Here is a 20858-nt window from a genome sequence, read left to right as displayed (position 1 = left end):
ATGAGCCGTTCCGCGCACCCCGCCGGGCCCCGCCACGCCGACGTCCTGCCCGAGGGCCACTACTCCCCGCCGCCCGCCGACCTCAACGCCCTCGACGAGAAGGTCTGGTCCCGGACCGTCCGGCGCGGCGACGACGGCACCGTGTCCGTCGGCGGCATCGAGGTGACCCGCCTCGCCGAGGAGTTCGGGACGCCCGCCTACTTCCTCGACGAGGAGGACTTCCGGGCCCGCTGCCGCGCCTGGGCGGACGCCTTCGGCCCCGACGCCGACGTCTTCTACGCCGGCAAGGCCTTCCTCTCCAAGGCCGTCGTCCGCTGGCTGAAGGAGGAGGGGCTCAACCTCGACGTGTGCTCCGGCGGCGAGCTCGCCACCGCCCTCGCCGCCGGCATGCCTGCCGAGCGCATCGCCTTCCACGGCAACAACAAGTCCGCCGCCGAGATCACCCGCGCCGTCGAGGCGGGTGTCGGCCGCATCGTCCTCGACTCCTTCCAGGAGATCGCCCGCGTCGCCCACACCGCCCGCGAGCACGGCGTCCGCCAGCCCGTGCAGATCCGCGTCACCGTCGGCGTCGAGGCGCACACCCACGAGTTCATCGCCACCGCGCACGAGGACCAGAAGTTCGGCATCGCCGTCGCCGACGGGTCCGCCGCCGAGGCCGTACGCCGCGCCCTCGGCCACGACAGCCTGGAGCTCCTCGGCGTCCACTCCCACATCGGCTCGCAGATCTTCGACATGGCCGGCTTCGAGGTCTCCGCACGCCGCGTCGTGCAGCTGCTGGCCGCCGTACGCGACGAGCACGGCGTCGAGCTCCCCGAGATCGACCTCGGCGGCGGCCTCGGCATCGCCTACACCTCCGCCGACGACCCGCGCGAGCCCCACGAGATCGCCAAGGCCCTCCACGAGATCGTCGCCCGCGAGTGCGAGGCCGCCGGGCTGCGCGCGCCCCGCATCTCCGTCGAGCCGGGCCGCGCCATCGTCGGCCCGACCGCCTTCACCCTCTACGAGGTCGGCACCGTCAAGCCGCTGCCCGGGCTGCGCACGTACGTGTCGGTCGACGGCGGCATGTCCGACAACATCCGCACCGCGCTCTACGACGCCGAATACTCGATCGCGCTCGTCTCGCGCACCTCCGACGCCGAGCCGGTCCTCGTCCGCGTCGTCGGCAAGCACTGCGAGAGCGGCGACATCGTCGTCAAGGACGCCTACCTGCCGGCCGACCTGGCCCCCGGCGACCTCGTCGCCGTGCCCGCGACCGGTGCGTACTGCCGCTCCATGGCCAGCAACTACAACCACGCGCTCCGCCCGCCCGTCGTCGCCGTGCGCGACGGGGCGGCCCGGGTGATCGTCCGGCGCGAGACGGAGGAAGATCTCCTGCGCCTCGACGTCGGATGATGAAATAGATGTCTCACGCATTGGACCGAAGGTGGAAACTTGTGTCCATTGCGTGAGACTGGTCCAGACTTGACGCGCAATTCCGCGCGCCGGGTGCCGAGGGAAGATCGAAAGGCGTAGGTCGAATGATGCGTACGCGTCCGCTGAAGGTGGCGCTGCTGGGCTGTGGTGTGGTCGGCTCAGAGGTGGCGCGCATCATGACGACGCACGCCGACGACCTCACGGCGAGGATCGGCGCGCCCGTCGAGCTCGCGGGCGTGGCCGTCCGCCGCCCCTCAAAGGTCCGCGAGGGCATCGACCCCGCACTGATCACCACCGACGCCACCGCCCTGCTCAAACGGGGCGACATCGACGTCGCCATCGAGGTCATCGGCGGCATCGAGCCGGCCCGCACCCTGATCACCACCGCGTTCGAGCACGGCATCTCCGTCGTCTCCGCGAACAAGGCGCTCCTCGCGCAGGACGGCGCCGCCCTGCACGCGGCCGCCGGGCAGGCCGGGCTCGACCTCTACTACGAGGCGGCCGTCGCCGGCGCCATCCCGCTGATCCGGCCGCTGCGCGAGTCCCTCGCCGGCGACAAGATCAACCGGGTGATGGGCATCGTCAACGGCACGACGAACTTCATCCTCGACAAGATGGACGCCACCGGCGCCGGCTACCAGGAGGCGCTCGACGAGGCGACCGCCCTCGGCTACGCCGAGGCCGACCCCACCGCCGACGTCGAGGGCTACGACGCCGCCGCCAAGGCCGCCATCCTCGCCGGCATCGCCTTCCACACCCGCGTCCACCTCGACGATGTCTACCGCGAGGGCATGACCGAGGTCAGCGCCGCCGACTTCGCCTCCGCCAAGCGCATGGGCTGCACCATCAAGCTCCTCGCGATCCTGGAGCGCGCCGCCGACGGCGAGTCCGTCACCGCGCGCGTCCACCCCGCGATGATCCCGCTCAGCCACCCGCTCGCCTCCGTCCGCGAGGCGTACAACGCCGTCTTCGTCGAGGCGGAGGCCGCCGGGCGGCTGATGTTCTACGGGCCCGGCGCGGGCGGCGCACCGACCGCCTCGGCGGTCCTCGGCGACCTCGTCGCCGTCTGCCGGAACAAGCTCGCCGAGGCAACGGGGCCCGGCGAGTCGGCCTACACCCAGCTGCCGGTCAGCCCCATGGGCGACGTCGTCACCCGGTACCACATCAGCCTCGATGTGGCCGACAAGCCGGGTGTCCTCGCCCAGGTGGCCACGTGCTTCGCGGAGCACGGGGTGTCGATCGACACGGTCAGGCAGCAGGGCAAGGACGGCGAGGCCTCCCTCGTCGTCGTCACCCACCGCGCGCCCGACGCCTCCCTTTCCGGGACCGTCGAGGCCCTGCGGAAGCTGGACACCGTCCGCGGTGTCGCCAGCATCATGCGTGTTGAAGGGGAGTAAGGACCCATGAGCAGCAATCGCACCCACCAGTGGCGCGGCATCATCGAGGAGTACCGGGACCGCCTGCCGGTGACGGACGCGACGCCCGTGGTCACGCTCCGCGAGGGCGGCACTCCCCTCGTGCCCGCGCAGGTGCTCTCCGAGCGCACCGGCTGCGAGGTGCACCTCAAGGTCGAGGGTGCGAACCCGACCGGGTCGTTCAAGGACCGCGGCATGACCATGGCCATCACCAAGGCCAAGGAGGAGGGCGCACAGGCGGTCATCTGCGCGTCCACCGGCAACACCTCCGCCTCCGCCGCCGCGTACGCGGTGCGCGCCGGCATGGTCTCCGCCGTGCTCGTCCCCCGCGGCAAGATCGCCCTCGGCAAGATGGGCCAGGCGCTGGTGCACGGCGCCAAGATCCTCCAGGTGGACGGCAACTTCGACGACTGCCTCGACCTCGCCCGCGCGCTGTCCGACAACTACCCGGTGGCGCTGGTCAATTCCGTCAACCCGGTGCGCATCGAGGGCCAGAAGACGGCCGCGTTCGAGATCGTCGACGCGCTCGGCGACGCCCCCGACATCCACGTGCTGCCCGTCGGCAACGCCGGCAACATCACGGCGTACTGGAAGGGCTTCAAGGAGTACAAGGCCGACGGCCTGGCCTCCCGTACGCCCCGCGTGTGGGGTTTCCAGGCCTCCGGCTCCGCTCCGATCGTGCGCGGCGAGGTCGTCAAGGAGCCGCACACCATCGCCACGGCCATCCGCATCGGCAACCCCGCCTCCTGGGAGTACGCGCTGGCCGCGCGCGACGAGTCGGGCGGCTTCATCGACGAGGTGACGGACCGCCACATCCTCGCCGCCTACCGGCTGTTGGCCTCGCAGGAGGGCGTCTTCGTCGAGCCGGCGTCCGCCGCGTCCGTCGCGGGCCTGCTCAAGGCCGCCGAGGCGGGGCTGGTCGACCCCGGCCAGAAGATCGTGTGCACCGTCACCGGCAACGGCCTGAAGGACCCCGACTGGGCGGTGGCCGGCGCCCCGCAGCCCGTCACCGTCCCGGTGGACGCCGAGGCCGCGGCCGCCCGCCTCGGACTGGTCTGACGCGCCGCCCCGGACCGGCTCTGCCCGGTCCGGGGCCGGCCGCGGCCGCAAAGGGGCCCCGACCGGCCCCGAGTTGCCGGGCTCCGGCTCCGCCGGAACGCCTCGCAACCCGCAGCGGCCCGGCCCCGGCCCCGGCCGACGAATCCGGCAACTCAGGCCGTACGGCACCAAAACCCACGGCCTGCGGGACCCGGGCGCGACACGCGTCGTGCGCCTCCCGTGCGCCCTATGTCGCGGAAGAACCTTCCTTCGATACGCTGTACCGACATCCGCCACCGCGCATATGACCGCGGTGCTGCCCACAGGGCCTTCGGGTGTCGTACGTTCTCCAGTACATTCACAGCGAAGTTCTCGCACAGTCACAAGGAGTGTCATCGGACGATGGCCGGTCCAGCGTTCCGCGCCGCCGCCGTACGGGTGCGCGTCCCCGCCAGCAGTGCCAACCTCGGCCCCGGCTTCGACAGCCTCGGCCTGGCCCTGGGGCTCTACGACGACGTGGTCGTCCGGGTGGCCGACTCCGGCCTGGGCATCGACATCGCGGGCGAGGGCGCCGACACCCTCCCGCGGGACGAGAACCACCTGCTCGTACGCTCCATGCGCACCGCCTTCGACCTGCTCGGCGGACAGCCACGCGGCCTCGAAGTGGTCTGCGCCAACCGCATCCCGCACGGCCGCGGCCTCGGCTCCTCCTCCGCCGCCATCTGCGCCGGCATCGTCGCCGCCCGCGCGGTCACCATAGGCGGCGAGGCCCGCCTCGACGACGCGGCCCTGCTGGAACTGGCCACCGAGATCGAGGGCCACCCCGACAACGTCGCCGCCTGCCTGCTCGGCGGCTTCACCCTCGCCTGGACCGAAGGCGGCAGCGCCCGGGCGATCCGCATGGAGCCCGCGCGTTCCATCGTTCCGGTGGTCTTCGTCCCCTCCAAGCCCGTCCTGACGGAGACCGCGCGCGGCCTGCTGCCGCGCACCGTCCCCCACGTGGACGCCGCAGCCAACGCCGGCCGCGCGGCCCTGCTCGTCGAAGCCCTGACCAGGCGTCCCGAGTTGCTGCTGCCGGCCACCGAAGACCGCCTCCACCAGGAGTACCGGTCCCCGGCGATGCCCGAGAGCGTGGCACTCGTCAACCGACTGCGCGCGGACGGCATCCCCGCGGTCATCTCCGGCGCGGGCCCCACGGTCCTCGCGCTGGCCGACAACGACGCGGCCGACAAGGTCGCGCAGCTCGCGGGCGAGGGGTGGGCGGCCAACCGGCTGGCCCTCGACTCCGCGGGCGCGAGCGTACTCCCGCTGGCAGCCCAGAGCGGCTGACCGCCCCGGTGCAGCAGCCGGGGGCGGGCGGCCTGGGCAGGCCGCCCGCGCGGAAAGCGCGATTGCCGGTGATTGAGAGGGGGAATATCTGTTGGATCCGGTAGTGTTAGTCTCAAGTGCGCAGCCGAAGCCGTCATGGCCAGGCGCTCAGTGTCCCCATCCGGGACCACCTTTCTTCCGGGAGCCTCCCCGACTGCTTTGATCGCCGCCAGCAGTTTCGAGCACGCTCCGGAATCGGCGTGAAATTCCCACGCGTCCAGCTCGGGGGCCTCGCGCCGGAACCACCCAAGCACGTTTCTCTCCGCCGTACATCTACCGGCGGACCACCGCCCCGGCACGGTCCATACACCTAGGACTGCTGTCGGACAGCACAACCGGTCGCCGAGCCAGACAGGCCGACGTCCGCTCCAGGGAAGGACCCTTCGTGAGCGACACCACCGATCTGATGGGCGCTGCCGACACCAACGTCGACACCAGCGCCCCCGCCGCGGCCGCCGCGACGAGCACAGCCGGCCGGCGACGCCGCTCCGGCACCGGCCTCGAGGGCATGGTCCTGGCCGAGCTCCAGCAGGTCGCGTCGGGCCTCGGGATCAGGGGCACCGCGCGGATGCGCAAGAGCCAGCTGATCGAGGTCATCAAGGAGGCGCAGGCCGGCGGCGGTGCCGCCAAGGCCGCGGCTCCCGCCGCCGACGCCGAGGCCAAGCCGAAGCGCCGCGCCACCAGCAAGGCCCGTACGGGCGAGGCCCCCGCCGAGGCGCCGGCCGAGAAGCCCGCCGCCGCGGCGCAGATCGAGATCCCCGGCCAGCCGGCCGGCGGCGCCCGCACCGGCGAGGCCGAGCGCGCGGCGGACGAGGCCCCCGCGGGCGAGCGCCGCCGCCGCCGTGCCACGGCGCCCTCCGGCAGCCCGGAGGCCGCGGCTCCCGCCGCCACCGTCGTCGTCGAGGCGAAGACCGAGACGGCCGCCGCAGCACCGGCCGAGACCAAGGCCGAGGCCGCCACCGCGGTGTCCGCCCCCGCCCAGGAGGGCGAGGGGCGCGGCCGCCGCGACCGCCGGGAGCGCGGCGACCGCCAGCGCGACCGCCGCGAGCGCGGTGCCAAGGGCGACGACCAGGGCCAGGGCCAGGGCCAGGGTGGCCAGGGCCAGGGCGGCGGCCGCGGCGACCGCGACCGCGACCGCCAGCAGGGCGGCCGCGGCCAGGGCCAGCAGGGTCAGCAGGGCCAGCAGGGCCGGCAGGACAACGGCCCGCAGGACGACTTCGACGACGAGGGCGGCCGCCGCGGCCGCCGCGGCCGCTACCGCGACCGCCGGGGCCGCCGAGGCCGCGACGACTTCGCGCCGGGCGAGCCGCAGGTCGCCGACGACGACGTCCTGATCCCCGTCGCCGGCATCCTCGACATCCTCGACAACTACGCGTTCATCCGGACCTCGGGCTACCTGCCCGGCCCGAACGACGTGTACGTCTCCCTCGCCCAGGTCCGCAAGGCCGGCCTGCGCAAGGGCGACCACATCACCGGCGCCGTCCGCCAGCCCAAGGACGGCGAGCGCCGCGAGAAGTTCAACGCGCTGGTGCGCCTGGACTCCGTCAACGGCATGGCGCCCGAATCGGGCCGCGGCCGCCCGGAGTTCCAGAAGCTGACCCCGCTCTACCCGCAGGACCGGCTCCGCCTGGAGACCGACCCGGGCGTGCTGACGACGCGCATCATCGACCTGGTGTCGCCGATCGGCAAGGGCCAGCGAGGCCTGATCGTGGCCCCGCCGAAGACCGGCAAGACCATGATCATGCAGGCGATCGCCAACGCGATCACCACGAACAACCCCGAGTGCCACCTGATGGTCGTCCTCGTCGACGAGCGTCCGGAAGAGGTCACCGACATGCAGCGGTCGGTCAAGGGCGAGGTCATCTCCTCGACCTTCGACCGCCCGGCCGAGGACCACACCACCGTCGCCGAGCTGGCCATCGAGCGCGCCAAGCGCCTCGTCGAGCTGGGCCACGACGTGGTCGTCCTGCTGGACTCCATCACCCGCCTGGGCCGCGCGTACAACCTCGCGGCGCCCGCCTCCGGCCGCATCCTGTCCGGTGGTGTCGACTCGACCGCGCTGTACCCGCCGAAGCGCTTCTTCGGTGCCGCGCGCAACATCGAGGACGGCGGCTCGCTGACCATCCTGGCCACCGCGCTGGTCGACACCGGCTCGCGCATGGACGAGGTGATCTTCGAGGAGTTCAAGGGCACCGGCAACATGGAGCTCAAGCTCGACCGCAAGCTCGCCGACAAGCGGATCTTCCCCGCCGTCGACGTCGACCCGTCGGGCACCCGCAAGGAGGAGATCCTCCTCAACAGCGAGGAGCTCTCCATCGTCTGGAAGCTGCGCCGGGTGCTGCACGCGCTCGACTCGCAGCAGGCCATCGAGCTGCTGCTCGACAAGATGAAGCAGACGAAGTCGAACGCCGAGTTCCTGATGCAGATCGCCAAGACGACCCCTGCAGGCAAGAACGACGACTGACGGCCGCACCCGCGCCGTACCGGGGCCGCCCCCGCCGCACTCCGCGGCGGGGGCGGCCCCGCGTTTTCCGCGCCGCAGCCGGTACGCCCGCTCCGTGCGGCCTTCGCCACATCCGCGGCTTTCGCGCATTCCGGCCCGCCGCAGTGTGGAACCCAGCGCAGCACTGCTCCGTCTGTGTCAAGGGGGCGCGCAGCGGCCGGGCGGCGGCGGGACCGCTCCCCAGGACTGAGGAGAGCATGAGCGAGGAGAGCAGCGGCCCGAAGCCGCACCGCGCCGGATCGCGGCGGCGGCGGAAGCCGGCCGGGCGCCGCAGGGGCCTGGCCGTCGCCGCGTGGACCGCCGCCGGAGTGGTCCTGCTGGGCGGGGCGGGCCTGGGCTGGTTCTGGTTCAAGCTGAACGGGAACCTCCACACCGTCGACATCGACCAGGCGCTCGGCTCCGACCGCCCGCAGAACATCGACAACGGCTCGATGGACATCCTCGTCCTCGGCTCGGACTCCCGCGGCGGCGCGAACGCCGCGTACGGCCGCGACGACGGCGGTGCGGCCCGCTCCGACACGGCGATGATCGTCCACCTGTACGAGGGCCACAAGAAGGCCAGCGTCGTGTCGATCCCCCGCGACACCATGGTCAACCGCCCGCCCTGCACCCTGGCGAACGGCAGGACCGACCGCGGCCGGCAGCGCGAGCAGTTCAACGAGGCCTTCTCGATCGGCGGTGCGGCCTGCGTCGTCAAGACCGTCGAGAAGATGTCCGGGATCCGCATGGACCACTACATCGAGGTCGACTTCACCGGCTTCAAGGGGATCATCGACACCCTCGGCGGCGTCGAGGTCACCACCGCCAAACCCATCAAGGACGACGGCAGCCACCTCGACCTCCCGGCCGGAACCCACCACCTGGACGGCGAGCAGGCCCTCGGCCTGGTCCGCACCCGCAAGAGCGTCGGCGACGGCAGCGACCTGGGCCGAATACAGCTCCAGCAGGCCTTCATCAAAGCCCTGATCAAGCAGGTCAAGGGCATCGGGATCTTCGACAACCCCAAGCGGCTGATGGACCTCGCCGACACCGGGACCAGGTCGCTGACCACGGACAAGGCGCTCGGCGACGTGAAGTCCCTCCTCGGCTTCGCCCAGAGCCTGCAGGGCATCGACGCGCAGGACATGCAGATGATCACGCTGCCGGTGGGCGCGGACCCGTACGACACGAACCGCGTCGCCCCGCTCGCCAAGGAGTCCAAGATGGTCTGGGACGCCCTGCTCGCCGAGCAGCCGATCCCCGCCGAGGCCACCGCCGCCTCCGCCGGCGACAAGGGCAAGGCCGCCGAGATCGTCCGGTAGACCGACTCCGCGCGGGTGCGGAATACGCCGGCCGCCCCGCTCGTTGAGGAGGGCGTTCCCGGAATTTTGACAGGCAGCCCGGTCCTGGCAGACTGGTCTGTCGGCCCCGGTTCACGCAGTGCGCAATTCCGCCCCTGCGACCCGGCGCCCTCCCGAATCTAGGAGACACCTTGAAGCGCGATGTTCACCCCGAGTACGTCGAGACCCAGGTCAGCTGCACCTGCGGCGCGTCGTTCACCACCCGTAGCACCCTGACCGAGGGCACCATCCGTGCCGAGGTCTGCTCCGAGTGCCACCCGTTCTACACGGGCAAGCAGAAGATCCTCGACACCGGTGGCCGTGTCGCCCGCTTCGAGGCCCGCTTCGGCAAGGCTGCCGGCTCGAAGTAGCGAGCCCCCGGCGCCGGACCCCGGCTGCACCCCGTCCAACGGGGGCGGCCGGGCCGGCGCCTTTGTCGTCCCGCAGCCATTTTTCGTACTTTCACCCCAGGAGCCCCCGATGTTCGAGGCGGTCGAGGAACTGGTCGGCGAGCACGCCGACCTTGAGAAGAAGCTCGCCGACCCTTCGGTCCACTCCGATCAGGCCAATGCGCGCAAGCTGAACAAGCGCTATGCGGAGCTGACCCCGATCATCGCCACCTACCGGGCGTGGAAGCAGACCGGCGAGGACATCGACACCGCGAAGGAGCTCGCGGCCGACGACCCCGACTTCGCCGCCGAGGTCAAGGAGCTGGGCGCGCAGCGCGAGGAGCTCACCGAGAAGCTGCGCCTGCTGCTGGTCCCGCGCGACCCCAGCGACGACAAGGACGTCCTCCTGGAGATCAAGGCGGGCGCCGGCGGCGACGAGTCCGCCCTGTTCGCCGGCGACCTGCTGCGCATGTACCTGCGCTACGCCGAGCGGGTCGGCTGGAAGACCGAGATCATCGACTCCACCGAGTCCGAGCTCGGCGGCTACAAGGACGTCCAGGTCTCCGTCCGCACCAAGGGCGGCAACGGCGCCACCGAGCCCGGCCAGGGCGTGTGGGCCCGGCTGAAGTACGAGGGCGGCGTCCACCGCGTCCAGCGCGTCCCGGCCACCGAGTCGCAGGGCCGCATCCACACCTCCGCCGCCGGCGTGCTCGTCACCCCGGAGGCCGAGGAGGTCGAGGTCGAGATCAACCCGAACGACCTGCGCATCGACGTGTACCGCTCGTCCGGCCCCGGCGGCCAGTCCGTCAACACCACCGACTCGGCCGTGCGCATCACGCACATCCCGACCGGTGTGGTCGCCTCCTGCCAGAACGAGAAGAGCCAGCTCCAGAACAAGGAGCAGGCCATGCGCATCCTGCGGTCCCGCCTGCTGGCGGCCGCCCAGGAGGCCGCCGAGCAGGAGGCCGCGGACGCCCGCCGCAGCCAGGTCCGCACCGTGGACCGGTCCGAGAAGATCCGGACGTACAACTTCCCGGAGAACCGGATCTCGGACCACCGGACCGGGTTCAAGGCGTACAACCTGGACCAGGTGCTCGACGGCGACCTCGACTCGGTTATCCAGGCCTGCGTCGACACGGACTCGGCCGCCAAGCTCGCGGCCGCGAACTCCAACTGACCCGTCCCCCGCCACCCCCCCCGTACGACAGCAGCCCGGAGGACCAGCGTGAACTTGCTGCTTGCCGAGGTGGCCCAGGCCACCCAGCGGCTGGCCGCCGCAGGCGTGCCCTCACCGCGCTTCGACGCGGAGGAGCTCGCGGCCTTCGTCCACGGCGTCAAACGGGGGGAACTGCACCACGTCAAGGACGCCGACTTCGACGCCCGCTACTGGGAGGCAGTCGCCCGCCGCGAGGCGCGCGAGCCGCTCCAGCACATCACCGGGCGGGCCTTCTTCCGCTACCTGGAGCTCCAGGTCGGGCCCGGGGTGTTCGTGCCCCGGCCCGAGACCGAGTCGGTCGTCGACTGGGCCATACAGGCCGTCCGGGCGATGGACGTCGTCGAGCCGCTGATCGTGGACCTGTGCACCGGCTCCGGCGCGATCGCGCTCGCCATGGCCCAGGAGGTGCCCCGCTCGCGCGTGCACGCGGTGGAGCTGTCCGAGGACGCGCTGCGCTGGACCCGCAAGAACGCCGAGGGCTCCCGGGTCACCGTCCACCAGGGCGACGCCCTGGAGGCCCTGCCGGAGCTCGACGGGCAGGTCGACCTGGTGATCTCCAACCCGCCGTACATCCCGCTCACCGAGTGGGAGTACGTCGCCCCCGAGGCGCGCGACCACGACCCGGAGATGGCGCTCTTCTCCGGCGAGGACGGCCTCGACACCATCCGCGGCATCGAGCGGACCGCGCACCGGCTGCTGCGGCCCGGCGGGATCGTCGTCGTCGAGCACGCCGACACCCAGGGCGGCCAGGTCCCGTGGATCTTCGCCGAGGAGCTGGGCTGGGCGGACGCCGCCGACCACCCCGACCTCAACAACCGCCCGCGCTTCGCGACCGCCCGCAAGGCCCGGCCGTGAGCGCCCCCCGACCCGCCCCCACTCCGCTGCACGAGGAGGCCCGCTGATGGCCCGGCGATACGACTGCAACGACGCGACGGACCGCAGGACGGGCCTGCGCGAAGCCGCCTCCGCCGTGCGCCGCGGCGAGCTCGTCGTACTGCCCACGGACACGCTGTACGGCATCGGCGCCGACGCCTTCAGTGCGGAGGCCGTCGGCGACCTCCTCACCGCCAAGGGCCGCGGCCGCAGCATGCCCACCCCGGTCCTCATCGGCTCCCCGAACACCCTGCACGGCCTCGTCACGGACTTCTCCGAGCAGGCGTGGGAGCTCGTCGACGCCTTCTGGCCGGGCGCGCTGACGCTCGTCGCCAGGCACCAGCCGTCGCTGGCCTGGGACCTCGGGGAGACCCGCGGCACCGTCGCCGTGCGCATGCCGCTGCACCCCGTCGCGATCGAGCTGCTGACCGAGGTCGGCCCGATGGCGGTGTCCTCGGCGAACCTGAGCGGGCACCCGGCCCCGGAGGACTGCGACGCGGCCCGCCGGATGCTCGGCGACTCCGTCTCCGTCTACCTGGACGGCGGCCCGACGCCCGGCATCCAGCCGTCGTCGATCGTCGACGTCACCGGGAAGGTCCCCGTCCTGCTGCGCGAGGGCGCGCTGTCCGCCGGACAGCTGCGGGAGGTCGTACCCGACCTCGAGGTGGCCCCGTGAGCCCTCAGGGGCGTGGCATAGCCGGCGGCGGCGTCCCCGCGGCCGCCCAGGGGCGGCCCGCGGCGGGGGAGCCGGCGGGCCCGGACACCTTCCGCATCCTCCACGTCAGCACCGGCAACGTGTGCCGCTCGCCCATCACCGAGCGGCTGAACCGGCATGCGCTGGCGCACCGCCTGGGGCAGGTTCCGGCCAGCGGGCTGATCGTCGAGAGCGCCGGCACCTGGGGCCACGAGGGCGCCCCGATGGAGGCGAACGCCGCCGCCGTCCTCGCCGACTTCGGCGCCGACGCCACCGGGTTCACGGGCCGCGAGCTCCTCGACGAGCACGTCATCCGGGCCGACCTCGTCCTGACCGCCACCCGCGACCACCGGGCGCAGGTCATCTCCATGGGGCACTCGGCCGGCCTGCGCACCTTCACGCTGAAGGAGTTCACCCGCCTGGTGCGGGCGATAGATCCGGCCACCCTGCCCCCACTCGACGACGGTGTCGCCGAGCGCGCCCGGGCCCTCGTACGGGCGGCTGCGGCGCTGCGCGGCTGGCTGCTGGCCCCCTCCCCGGACGCGGACGAGGTCCACGACCCGTACGGTGCGCCGATCACCTTCTTCCGCTCGATCGGCGACGAGATCAACCAGGCGCTGGACCCGGTCGTGACGGCGCTGACGGGCGTCGCCGCGCCCCGCTGAGCCGCCCGTGCCCCGCAGGGCGCGACGGGCCCCGCGGGCCTACAGTGGCGGTACCCGGGTATCCCACTGGAGTCGCGCCATGAGCGTCATCACCCCGCCCACGGACCTGCTGCGGCAGCAGGATCCGCAGATGGCCGACGTGCTCGCCGGGGAGGCGCAGCGGCAGGCCACCACGCTGCAGCTGATCGCCGCCGAGAACTTCACCTCGCCCGCCGTGCTCGCCGCGCTCGGCTCGGCGCTCGCCAACAAGTACGCCGAGGGCTACCCGGGCAACCGGTACCACGGCGGCTGCGAGTACGCCGACCTCGCCGAGCGGACCGCCGCCGAGCGGGCGCGGGCGCTGTTCGGCGCCGAGCACGCCAACGTCCAGCCGCACTCCGGCTCCTCGGCGATGCTCGCCGCGTACGCGGCCCTGCTGCGGCCGGGGGACACCGTCCTCGCGATGGGCCTGCCGTACGGCGGGCACCTCACCCACGGCTCTCCGGCCAACTTCTCGGGCCGCTGGTTCGACTTCGTCGGCTACGGGACCGACGCCGAGACCGGGCTGATCGACTACCACCAGGTGCAGCAGCTGGCGCGGACCCACCGGCCGAAGGCGATCGTCTGCGGCTCCATCTCCTACCCGCGGCACCCCGAGTACTCGGTGTTCCGGGAGATCGCCGACGAGGTGGGGGCCTACTTCATCGCCGACGCCGCCCACCCCATCGGGCTGGTGGCCGGCGGGGCCGCGCCGAGCCCCGTCCCGTACGCCGACGTCGTCTGCGCCACGACGCACAAGGTGCTGCGGGGCCCGCGGGGCGGGATGATCCTGTGCGGCGCCGAGTTCGCCGAGCGGATCGACCGGGCGGTGTTCCCGTTCACGCAGGGCGGCGCGCAGATGCACACCATCGCGGCGAAGGCCGTCGCCTTCGGGGAGGCGGCCCGCCCGGCGTTCACCACGTACGCCCATCGGGTGGTGGCCAACGCGCGGGTGCTCGCCGAGGCGCTGGAGGAGCGCGGGTTCGCCGTCACGACCGGCGGCACCGACACGCACCTGATCACCGCCGACCCGGCCGCGCTCGGCGTCGACGGCCCCGCGGCCCGGGGCCGGCTCGCCGCCGCGGGCATCGTGCTGGACACCTGCGCCCTGCCGTACGGGGACCAGCGCGGGATCCGGCTGGGCACGGCCGCGGTGACCACGCAGGGCATGGGCGAGCCGGAGATGGCGCGGATCGCCGGCCTGTTCGCCGAGGCGCTGCGCGGTCAGGCGGCGGGGGTGCGGGCGGAGGTGGCCGCTCTCGCGCAGGGCTTCCCGCCGTACGGCCGGTGAGCGCGGCCGGGCGGGGCCGGCTGCAACCGCCGACCGGACCCCTCGCGTCCTCGGCATGGGGCACATCACGGCTAATGTGTGGGGCTGAGATGGCCGGCGATACATCTGGGGCAGCCCGTGCGTGAATATCTGCTGACGCTTTGCGTCACGGTCGCGGTGACCTATCTGCTCACCGGGCCCGTTCGGAAGTTCGCCATCGCGGCCGGGGCGATGCCCGAGATCCGCGCCCGCGACGTGCACCGCGAGCCCACTCCGCGGCTCGGCGGCATCGCGATGTTCGGCGGCCTGTGCGCGGGCCTGCTGGTCGCGGACCACCTGCCGAACCTGAACGGCGTCTTCGAGCTGTCGAACGAGCCGCGGGCGCTGCTCTCCGGGGCGGCGCTGATCTGGCTGATCGGCGTCCTCGACGACAAGTTCGAGATCGACGCCCTGATCAAGCTGGGCGCGCAGATGATCGCCGCGGGCGTGATGGTCATGCAGGGCCTGACCATCCTGTGGATCCCCGTCCCGGGTGTCGGGACGGTCGCGCTCACGCAGTGGCAGGGCAACCTGCTGACGGTCGCGCTGGTGGTGATCACCATCAACGCGGTGAACTTCGTCGACGGCCTCGACGGCCTGGCCGCGGGCATGGTCTGCATCGCCGCCGCGGCGTTCTTCCTGTACGGGTACCGGATCTGGTTCGGCTACGGCATCGAGGCGGCGGCGCCGGCGACCCTCTTCGCGGCGATCCTGATGGGCATGTGCCTGGGCTTCCTGCCGCACAACATGCATCCGGCCCGCATCTTCATGGGCGACTCGGGGTCCATGCTCATCGGCCTCGTCCTGGCCGCCGGCACGATCTCGATCACCGGCCAGGTGGACCCGGACACCATGGCGCTCTTCGCGGGCGGCGAGCGCAACGCGACGCACGCGATGCTGCCGGTCTTCATCCCGCTGCTGCTGCCGCTGACGATCATCGCGATCCCGATGACGGACCTGATCCTGGCCATCGTGCGGCGCACCTGGAACGGCCAGTCGCCCTTCGCCGCGGACCGCGGGCACCTGCACCACCGGCTGCTGGAACTCGGCCACTCGCACAGCCGCGCCGTGCTGATCATGTACTTCTGGTCGGGGCTCTTCGCCTTCAGCGCGGTGGCCTACTCGGTGCACTCGGCCTCGATGTGGATCGTCTTCGTGATCGCCCTGCTCAGCGCCGTGGGCCTCGTCCTGCTGCTCCTGCCGCGCTTCACGCCGCGCGCCCCGCGCTGGGCGGAGTTCCTGGTGCCGCCGCGCTACCGGCACGCGGAGCGGGCCGCGGAGGCGGCCGCACAGGACGCCTCGGGGCGGGAGCCGGAGCCGGCGCGGGCGGTCGCGGTGGGCGTCTCCGGCGTCAACGGCGCGACAGCGGTGGGCCCCCGTTCGCGGTTCCCCGAGCGGCGTAAGGCCGGATCCGCGCGCTGACGGCGCATCCGCAATTCGGAATCGAAACGCCTTTACCACACGAAACGGCCGCCCGTCGTGCACACACGGGCGCGTTAGCTCTCATGTGTGACAGTAAGCACACGAGCCAGGTAAAGCTCTCATCAAATAGTTTGTGATACCGTTCACTAAACCCGGTGACAGTGCCGAAGGGTCGTAGTGCGACGGTCCCTCGGCCCGAGCGTTCTGCTCGGACCGGGCCTTACGCTCGTCCCGTACGAGTCCCGTACCCCCACCACCACGCGGAGCTACCCCGCCATGCGGTCTGATGACGTCCGATCCCTGCTGCAAACCGCCGTACCCACCGCTGCCGCCGGCGCTGTCGCCGCGATCGTCAGCGGCGTGGTCGCGGGTGGCGAGGGGGCCATCGGTGCGCTCGTCGCCACGCTGGTGGTGATCGCGTTCATGGGTGTCGGCTTCGTCGTACTGCAGCACACGGCCCGGTCGTGGCCGCATCTGTTCCAGATGATGGGCCTGGTCCTCTACACGACCCAGATCCTGCTGCTGTTCGTCTTCGTCGCCGCGTTCCGGGACACGACGCTTTTCAACCCCAAGGCCTTCGCCATCTCGCTGGTCGTCGCGACGCTCGTCTGGATCGCCGCGCAGACCCGCGCCCACATGAAGGCCAAGATCCTTTACGTCGAGCCGAACGCCGACAAGGGTGACAAGCCCGAAAACACGGGGTCCTCGTCGTGAAGGGTAGGGGCGGGATAAGTGGTCGTTCGAGATGCTGCTATCGTCCGGTGCCGTGTGCGGCATCGCGGGCGCGGGCATCTGAGCTGACGCCTGCTCAATCGCGAGGCTCAATGCCTGCCGGCCGCCCCCACATCCGTAAGACCAGTCCCGTGCCGACCCGCGGCCCTGCGCCGCGCCGACACAACGAGGTTGCCGTACCTATGCGCCACGCTGAAGGAGCCCGCGGTGAGTGCTGACCCGACGCAGGTGCTCGCCTTCGAGACCGATTGCCACATCTTCGACGGCTGTGGCTTCCCGGCTCCTGGCCTGCACTCGTTCCTGTTCGAGCCGATCTTCGGCGACGCGGACAGCAGCGTCTACTTCAACAAGACGATGCTGCTGGCCCTGCTCGGGTCCGTCATCATCCTCGCCTTCTTCTGGGCGGCCTTCCGCAAGCCGAAGGTGGTTCCCGGAAAGCTGCAGATGGTCGCCGAGGCCGGCTACGACTTCGTCCGCCGCGGCATCGTCTACGAGACCCTCGGCAAGAAGGAAGGCGAGAAGTACGTCCCCTTCATGGTCGCGACGTTCTTCTTCGTCTGGATGATGAACCTCTGGTCGATCATCCCGGTCGCCCAGTTCCCGGTGACCTCCGTCATCGCCTACCCGGCCGGCCTCGCGCTCGTCATCTACGTCATGTGGATGTCGGTCACCTTCAAGCGCCACGGCTTCATCGGCGGCCTGAAGAACCTGACGGGCTACGACAAGTCGCTCGGCGGGATCCTGCCGCTGGTCATGCTGATCGAGTTCTTCTCGAACGTCCTGGTCCGCCCCTTCACCCACGCGGTCCGTCTCTTCGCGAACATGTTCGCCGGTCACACGCTGCTGCTGCTCTTCACGATCGCCAGCTGGTACCTGCTGAACGGCATCGGCATCGCCTACGCCGGTGTCTCGTTCGTGATGGTCATCGTGATGACCGCCTTCGAGCTCTTCATCCAGGCTGTCCAGGCCTACGTCTTCGTGCTCCTGGCCTGCAGCTTCCTCCAGGGCGCCGTCGCCGAGCACCACTGACCGGCCCCACCCCCAAACCATCAGACGTCCGGTGGCCAACCCCCACCGGTCCATGAAAGAGAAGGAAGAACCGGCATGTCCGCTCTCGCGCAGACCCTCGCCGCTGGCGTCGAAATCAAGGGCAACCTCGGCTCCATCGGCTACGGCCTCGCCGCCATCGGCCCCGGCGTCGGCGTCGGCATCATCTTCGGCAACGGCACCCAGGCCCTGGCCCGCCAGCCCGAGGCCGCCGGCCTGATCCGCGCCAACCAGATCCTCGGCTTCGCCTTCTGTGAGGCGCTCGCCCTCATCGGTCTGGTCATGCCGTTCGTCTACCCGACCTCCTGATCGCGGTAGCGAACACCCTTTAGACGGAAGGCACTGATGTGAACCCTCTGGTTCAGATTGCGGCTGAGGAGCCCCAGAGCCCCCTCATCCCGCCGATCCCCGAGCTGGTCATCGGTCTGATCGCCTTCGTCATCGTCTTCGGCTTCCTCGCCAAGAAGCTCCTCCCGAACATCAACAAGGTTCTGGACGAGCGCCGCGAGGCGATCGAAGGCGGTATCGAGAAGGCCGAAGCCGCTCAGACCGAGGCCCAGAGCGTGCTGGAGCAGTACAAGGCCCAGCTCGCCGAGGCTCGGCACGAGGCCGCTCGCCTGCGCCAGGAAGCGCTCGAGCAGGGCACTGCGCTCAAGGAAGAGCTGCGCGCAGAGGGCCAGCGGCAGCGTGAGGAGATCATCGCTGCCGGCCACGCCCAGATCGAGGCCGACCGCAAGGCCGCCTCGCAGGCCCTGCGCCAGGACGTGGGCAAGCTCGCCACCGACCTGGCCGGCAAGCTCGTCGGCGAGTCCCTTGAGGACGCCGCCCGCCAGAGCCGCACCATCGACCGCTTCCTCGGCGAGCTCGAGGAGAAGGCCGAGGCGGCCCGATGAACGGAGCGAGCCGCGAGGCACTGGCCTCCGCGCGCGAGCGCCTCGACGCGCTGACGGACAACACGTCCGTCGACGCGGCGAAGCTCGCCGGTGAGCTGGCTGCCGTCACCGCGCTGCTCGACCGTGAGGTCTCGCTGCGCCGGGTCCTCACCGACCCGGCGCAGCCCGCCGAGGCCAGGGCCGAGCTGGCGCAGCGCCTGCTCGCCGGCCAGGTCGGCGGGGAGACCCTCGACCTGGTCATGGGCACGGTCCGGTCCCGCTGGTCCCAGTCCCGCGACCTCGTCGACGGCCTGGAGCAGCTGGCGGACACCGCCGACCTCACGGCGGCCCAGCAGAGCGGCGCGCTCGACGGCGTCGAGGACGAGCTGTTCCGGTTCACCCGGATCGTCGCCTCGAACCCCGAGCTGCGCGCCGCGCTGACCGACCGGACGGCCACCGCCTCCGCCAAGGGCGAGCTGCTGCGCAGCCTGCTCGGCGGCAAGGCCCACGCCGTCACCGAGCGGATGGTCACCCGTCTCGTCACGCACCCGCGTGGACGTAGCCTGGAAGGGGGCCTCGAGGCCCTGTCCAAGCTCGCCGCCGAGCGCCGTGACCGCGTGGTCGCCACCGTGACCAGCGCGATCCCGCTCAGCGACGCGCAGCGCGCGCGTCTCGGCGCGGTGCTGGCCAAGCTGTACGGCCGCCAGATGCACCTGAACCTGGACGTCGACCCCGAGGTCGTCGGCGGGATCGTGGTGAAGATCGGCGACGAGGTCATCGACGGCAGCATCGCGAACCGCCTCGCCGAGGCGGAGCGCCGCATGGCCGGCTGACCGGCCACAAACAGAACAAAGATTCCTAGCGGCCCGGTTGGGCCGTGCAGAACTTGCAGAAGATTCCTGGGGGTCGCCCCCAGACCCCTATGAAGCTTCAGGCCCAACAAGGAGAGCAGGGAACCCAGATGGCGGAGCTCACGATCCGGCCGGAGGAGATCCGGGACGCACTGGAGACTTTCGTCCAGTCGTACAAGCCGGACGCGGCCTCGCGCGAGGAGGTCGGCACGGTCAGCGTTGCCGGTGACGGCATCGCGAAGGTGGAGGGCCTGCCCTCCGCCATGGCGAACGAGCTGCTGAAGTTCGAGGACGGCACCCTCGGCCTCGCGCTCAACCTCGAGGACCGCGAGATCGGTGCGATCGTCCTCGGCGAGTTCAGCGGCATCGAGGAGGGCCAGCCGGTGCAGCGCACCGGTGAGGTGCTCTCCGTCGGCGTCGGCGAGGGCTACCTCGGCCGTGTCGTCGACCCGCTCGGCAACCCGATCGACGGTCTCGGCGAGATCGCGACCGAGGGCCGCCGCGCCCTCGAGCTGCAGGCCCCGGGCGTCATGCAGCGCAAGTCCGTGCACGAGCCCATGGAGACGGGTTACAAGGCCGTCGACGCCATGACGCCGGTCGGCCGCGGCCAGCGTCAGCTGATCATCGGCGACCGCCAGACGGGCAAGACCGCCCTGGCCGTCGACACGATCATCAACCAGCGCGAGAACTGGCGCTCGGGCGACGTGAACAAGCAGGTCCGCTGCATCTACGTCGCCATCGGCCAGAAGGGCTCCACCATCGCTTCCGTGCGCGCCGCGCTGGAAGAGGCCGGTGCCCTGGAGTACACGACCATCGTCGCCGCCCCGGCGTCCGACCCGGCCGGCTTCAAGTACCTGGCGCCCTACACCGGCTCCGCCATCGGCCAGCACTGGATGTACCAGGGCAAGCACGTCCTGATCGTCTTCGACGACCTGTCGAAGCAGGCCGACGCCTACCGCGCCGTGTCGCTGCTGCTGCGCCGTCCGCCGGGCCGCGAGGCCTACCCGGGCGACGTCTTCTACCTGCACTCCCGCCTGCTGGAGCGCTGCGCCAAGCTGTCGGACGACATGGGCGCCGGCTCGATGACCGGTCTGCCGATCGTCGAGACCAAGGCGAACGACGTGTCGGCGTTCATCCCGACCAACGTCATCTCCATCACCGACGGCCAGTGCTTCCTGGAGTCCGACCTGTTCAACGCCGGCCAGCGCCCGGCCCTGAACGTCGGTATCTCGGTCTCCCGTGTCGGTGGCTCCGCGCAGCACAAGGCCATGAAGCAGATCTCCGGCCGCCTGCGCGTCGACCTCGCCCAGTACCGCGAGCTGGAGGCGTTCGCCGCGTTCGGTTCCGACCTGGACGCCGCGTCGAAGTCCTCCCTGGAGCGCGGCAAGCGCATGGTCGAGCTGCTCAAGCAGGGCCAGTACCAGCCGATGCCGGTCCAGGAGCAGGTCATCTCCATCTGGGCGGGCACCACCGGCAAGATGGACGACGTCCCGGTCGAGGACATCCGCCGCTTCGAGTCCGAGCTGCTCGAGTTCCTGCGCCACAACCGCAAGGACCTCCTGACCTCGATCCGCGAGGGCGGCAAGATGTCGGACGACACCCTCCAGTCCGTCGCCGACGCCATCGCCGACTTCAAGAAGCAGTTCGAGACCTCGGACGGCAAGCTTCTGGGCGAAGACGCTCCGGCCGGCAAGTAACGACGGAAGGGACCTGA

Annotated in this window: 19 protein-coding genes; all 19 read left to right on the top strand. The window is 71.4% G+C overall.

The genetic code is table 11. The features are described from left to right. The 19 genes from lysA to atpA all read left to right on the top strand — a co-directional run bounded on the left by lysA (position 1) and on the right by atpA (position 20841). Positions 1–1392: a diaminopimelate decarboxylase gene (gene lysA / locus MUK52_RS09710; protein WP_284575589.1), complete on the top strand. Its 1392-nt coding sequence runs from the start codon at positions 1–3 to the stop codon at positions 1390–1392. Between the two features lie 125 nt (positions 1393–1517). Next, the gene (locus MUK52_RS09705) at positions 1518–2810 is read left to right on the top strand and encodes a homoserine dehydrogenase (RefSeq protein WP_162793123.1); all 1293 of its coding nucleotides are present in this window, start codon (positions 1518–1520) and stop codon (positions 2808–2810) included. Positions 2811–2816: 6 nt separating this feature from the next. Then, positions 2817–3887: a threonine synthase gene (thrC, locus tag MUK52_RS09700; protein ID WP_114054185.1), complete on the top strand. Its 1071-nt coding sequence runs from the start codon at positions 2817–2819 to the stop codon at positions 3885–3887. Between the two features lie 381 nt (positions 3888–4268). Then, positions 4269–5195: a homoserine kinase gene (thrB, locus tag MUK52_RS09695; RefSeq protein ID WP_284575586.1), complete on the top strand. Its 927-nt coding sequence runs from the start codon at positions 4269–4271 to the stop codon at positions 5193–5195. A gap of 424 nt (positions 5196–5619) precedes the next feature. Continuing rightward, entirely contained in the window at positions 5620–7698 is a 2079-nt protein-coding gene (rho, locus tag MUK52_RS09690; RefSeq protein ID WP_114054187.1) for a transcription termination factor Rho, read from the top strand. A 236-nt stretch (positions 7699–7934) separates the two neighbouring features. Then, positions 7935–9038 (top strand): LCP family protein, encoded by a 1104-nt coding sequence (locus tag MUK52_RS09685; protein ID WP_284575585.1) that lies wholly within the window; start codon positions 7935–7937, stop codon positions 9036–9038. 170 nt (positions 9039–9208) lie between these two features. Beyond that, a complete protein-coding gene (gene rpmE, locus MUK52_RS09680; protein WP_030153765.1) occupies positions 9209–9427 on the top strand; it encodes a 50S ribosomal protein L31 in 219 nt (72 codons plus the stop codon). Positions 9428–9536: 109 nt separating this feature from the next. Next, complete coding sequence (gene prfA, locus MUK52_RS09675; protein ID WP_114054189.1) at positions 9537–10622, top strand: peptide chain release factor 1; 1086 nt, start codon at positions 9537–9539, stop codon at positions 10620–10622. Positions 10623–10670: 48 nt separating this feature from the next. Beyond that, complete coding sequence (gene prmC, locus MUK52_RS09670) at positions 10671–11516, top strand: peptide chain release factor N(5)-glutamine methyltransferase (RefSeq protein ID WP_125540883.1); 846 nt, start codon at positions 10671–10673, stop codon at positions 11514–11516. 46 nt (positions 11517–11562) lie between these two features. Further along, complete coding sequence (locus MUK52_RS09665) at positions 11563–12210, top strand: L-threonylcarbamoyladenylate synthase (protein ID WP_114054191.1); 648 nt, start codon at positions 11563–11565, stop codon at positions 12208–12210. Then, a complete protein-coding gene (locus tag MUK52_RS09660; RefSeq protein ID WP_472911980.1) occupies positions 12207–12893 on the top strand; it encodes an arsenate reductase/protein-tyrosine-phosphatase family protein in 687 nt (228 codons plus the stop codon). The genes MUK52_RS09665 and MUK52_RS09660 overlap by 4 nt, the downstream gene beginning before the upstream one ends. A gap of 79 nt (positions 12894–12972) precedes the next feature. Further along, the gene (gene glyA, locus MUK52_RS09655; RefSeq protein WP_114054192.1) at positions 12973–14202 is read left to right on the top strand and encodes a serine hydroxymethyltransferase; all 1230 of its coding nucleotides are present in this window, start codon (positions 12973–12975) and stop codon (positions 14200–14202) included. Between the two features lie 105 nt (positions 14203–14307). After that, positions 14308–15642 carry an MraY family glycosyltransferase gene (locus tag MUK52_RS09650; protein ID WP_174250498.1) on the top strand — a complete coding sequence of 445 codons (1335 nt, stop codon included), beginning with the start codon at positions 14308–14310 and terminating at the stop codon, positions 15640–15642. Positions 15643–15918: 276 nt separating this feature from the next. Continuing rightward, the gene (locus MUK52_RS09645) at positions 15919–16356 is read left to right on the top strand and encodes a Cg1360 family ATP-synthase-associated protein (RefSeq protein ID WP_114054194.1); all 438 of its coding nucleotides are present in this window, start codon (positions 15919–15921) and stop codon (positions 16354–16356) included. 210 nt (positions 16357–16566) lie between these two features. After that, the gene (atpB, locus tag MUK52_RS09640; RefSeq protein ID WP_162793326.1) at positions 16567–17403 is read left to right on the top strand and encodes a F0F1 ATP synthase subunit A; all 837 of its coding nucleotides are present in this window, start codon (positions 16567–16569) and stop codon (positions 17401–17403) included. 75 nt (positions 17404–17478) lie between these two features. After that, a complete protein-coding gene (locus MUK52_RS09635; RefSeq protein ID WP_018535366.1) occupies positions 17479–17730 on the top strand; it encodes an ATP synthase subunit C-like protein in 252 nt (83 codons plus the stop codon). Between the two features lie 38 nt (positions 17731–17768). Then, positions 17769–18314 carry a F0F1 ATP synthase subunit B gene (locus tag MUK52_RS09630; RefSeq protein ID WP_114054196.1) on the top strand — a complete coding sequence of 182 codons (546 nt, stop codon included), beginning with the start codon at positions 17769–17771 and terminating at the stop codon, positions 18312–18314. Next, the gene (locus MUK52_RS09625; protein WP_114054197.1) at positions 18311–19126 is read left to right on the top strand and encodes a F0F1 ATP synthase subunit delta; all 816 of its coding nucleotides are present in this window, start codon (positions 18311–18313) and stop codon (positions 19124–19126) included. The genes MUK52_RS09630 and MUK52_RS09625 overlap by 4 nt, the downstream gene beginning before the upstream one ends. A gap of 128 nt (positions 19127–19254) precedes the next feature. Continuing rightward, the gene (gene atpA, locus MUK52_RS09620) at positions 19255–20841 is read left to right on the top strand and encodes a F0F1 ATP synthase subunit alpha (protein WP_114054198.1); all 1587 of its coding nucleotides are present in this window, start codon (positions 19255–19257) and stop codon (positions 20839–20841) included. Positions 20842–20858: the final 17 nt, after the last annotated feature.

The organism is Streptomyces sp. 2P-4 (assembly GCF_030167965.1).
Lineage (GTDB): Bacteria > Actinomycetota > Actinomycetes > Streptomycetales > Streptomycetaceae > Streptomyces > Streptomyces globosus_A.
Note: the sequence above shows the minus strand (reverse complement) of the source record. Positions and strands in the feature narration are given on the sequence as shown.

Coding starts and splice junctions, on each gene's coding strand:
- lysA (WP_284575589.1), top strand. CDS start 1: ATGAGCCGTTCCGCGCACCCCGCCGGGCCCCGCCACGCCGACGTCCTG.
- MUK52_RS09705 (WP_162793123.1), top strand. CDS start 1,518: ATGATGCGTACGCGTCCGCTGAAGGTGGCGCTGCTGGGCTGTGGTGTG.
- thrC (WP_114054185.1), top strand. CDS start 2,817: ATGAGCAGCAATCGCACCCACCAGTGGCGCGGCATCATCGAGGAGTAC.
- thrB (WP_284575586.1), top strand. CDS start 4,269: ATGGCCGGTCCAGCGTTCCGCGCCGCCGCCGTACGGGTGCGCGTCCCC.
- MUK52_RS09685 (WP_284575585.1), top strand. CDS start 7,935: ATGAGCGAGGAGAGCAGCGGCCCGAAGCCGCACCGCGCCGGATCGCGG.
- prfA (WP_114054189.1), top strand. CDS start 9,537: ATGTTCGAGGCGGTCGAGGAACTGGTCGGCGAGCACGCCGACCTTGAG.
- MUK52_RS09665 (WP_114054191.1), top strand. CDS start 11,563: ATGGCCCGGCGATACGACTGCAACGACGCGACGGACCGCAGGACGGGC.
- glyA (WP_114054192.1), top strand. CDS start 12,973: ATGAGCGTCATCACCCCGCCCACGGACCTGCTGCGGCAGCAGGATCCG.
- MUK52_RS09645 (WP_114054194.1), top strand. CDS start 15,919: ATGCGGTCTGATGACGTCCGATCCCTGCTGCAAACCGCCGTACCCACC.
- MUK52_RS09635 (WP_018535366.1), top strand. CDS start 17,479: ATGTCCGCTCTCGCGCAGACCCTCGCCGCTGGCGTCGAAATCAAGGGC.
- MUK52_RS09625 (WP_114054197.1), top strand. CDS start 18,311: ATGAACGGAGCGAGCCGCGAGGCACTGGCCTCCGCGCGCGAGCGCCTC.
- atpA (WP_114054198.1), top strand. CDS start 19,255: ATGGCGGAGCTCACGATCCGGCCGGAGGAGATCCGGGACGCACTGGAG.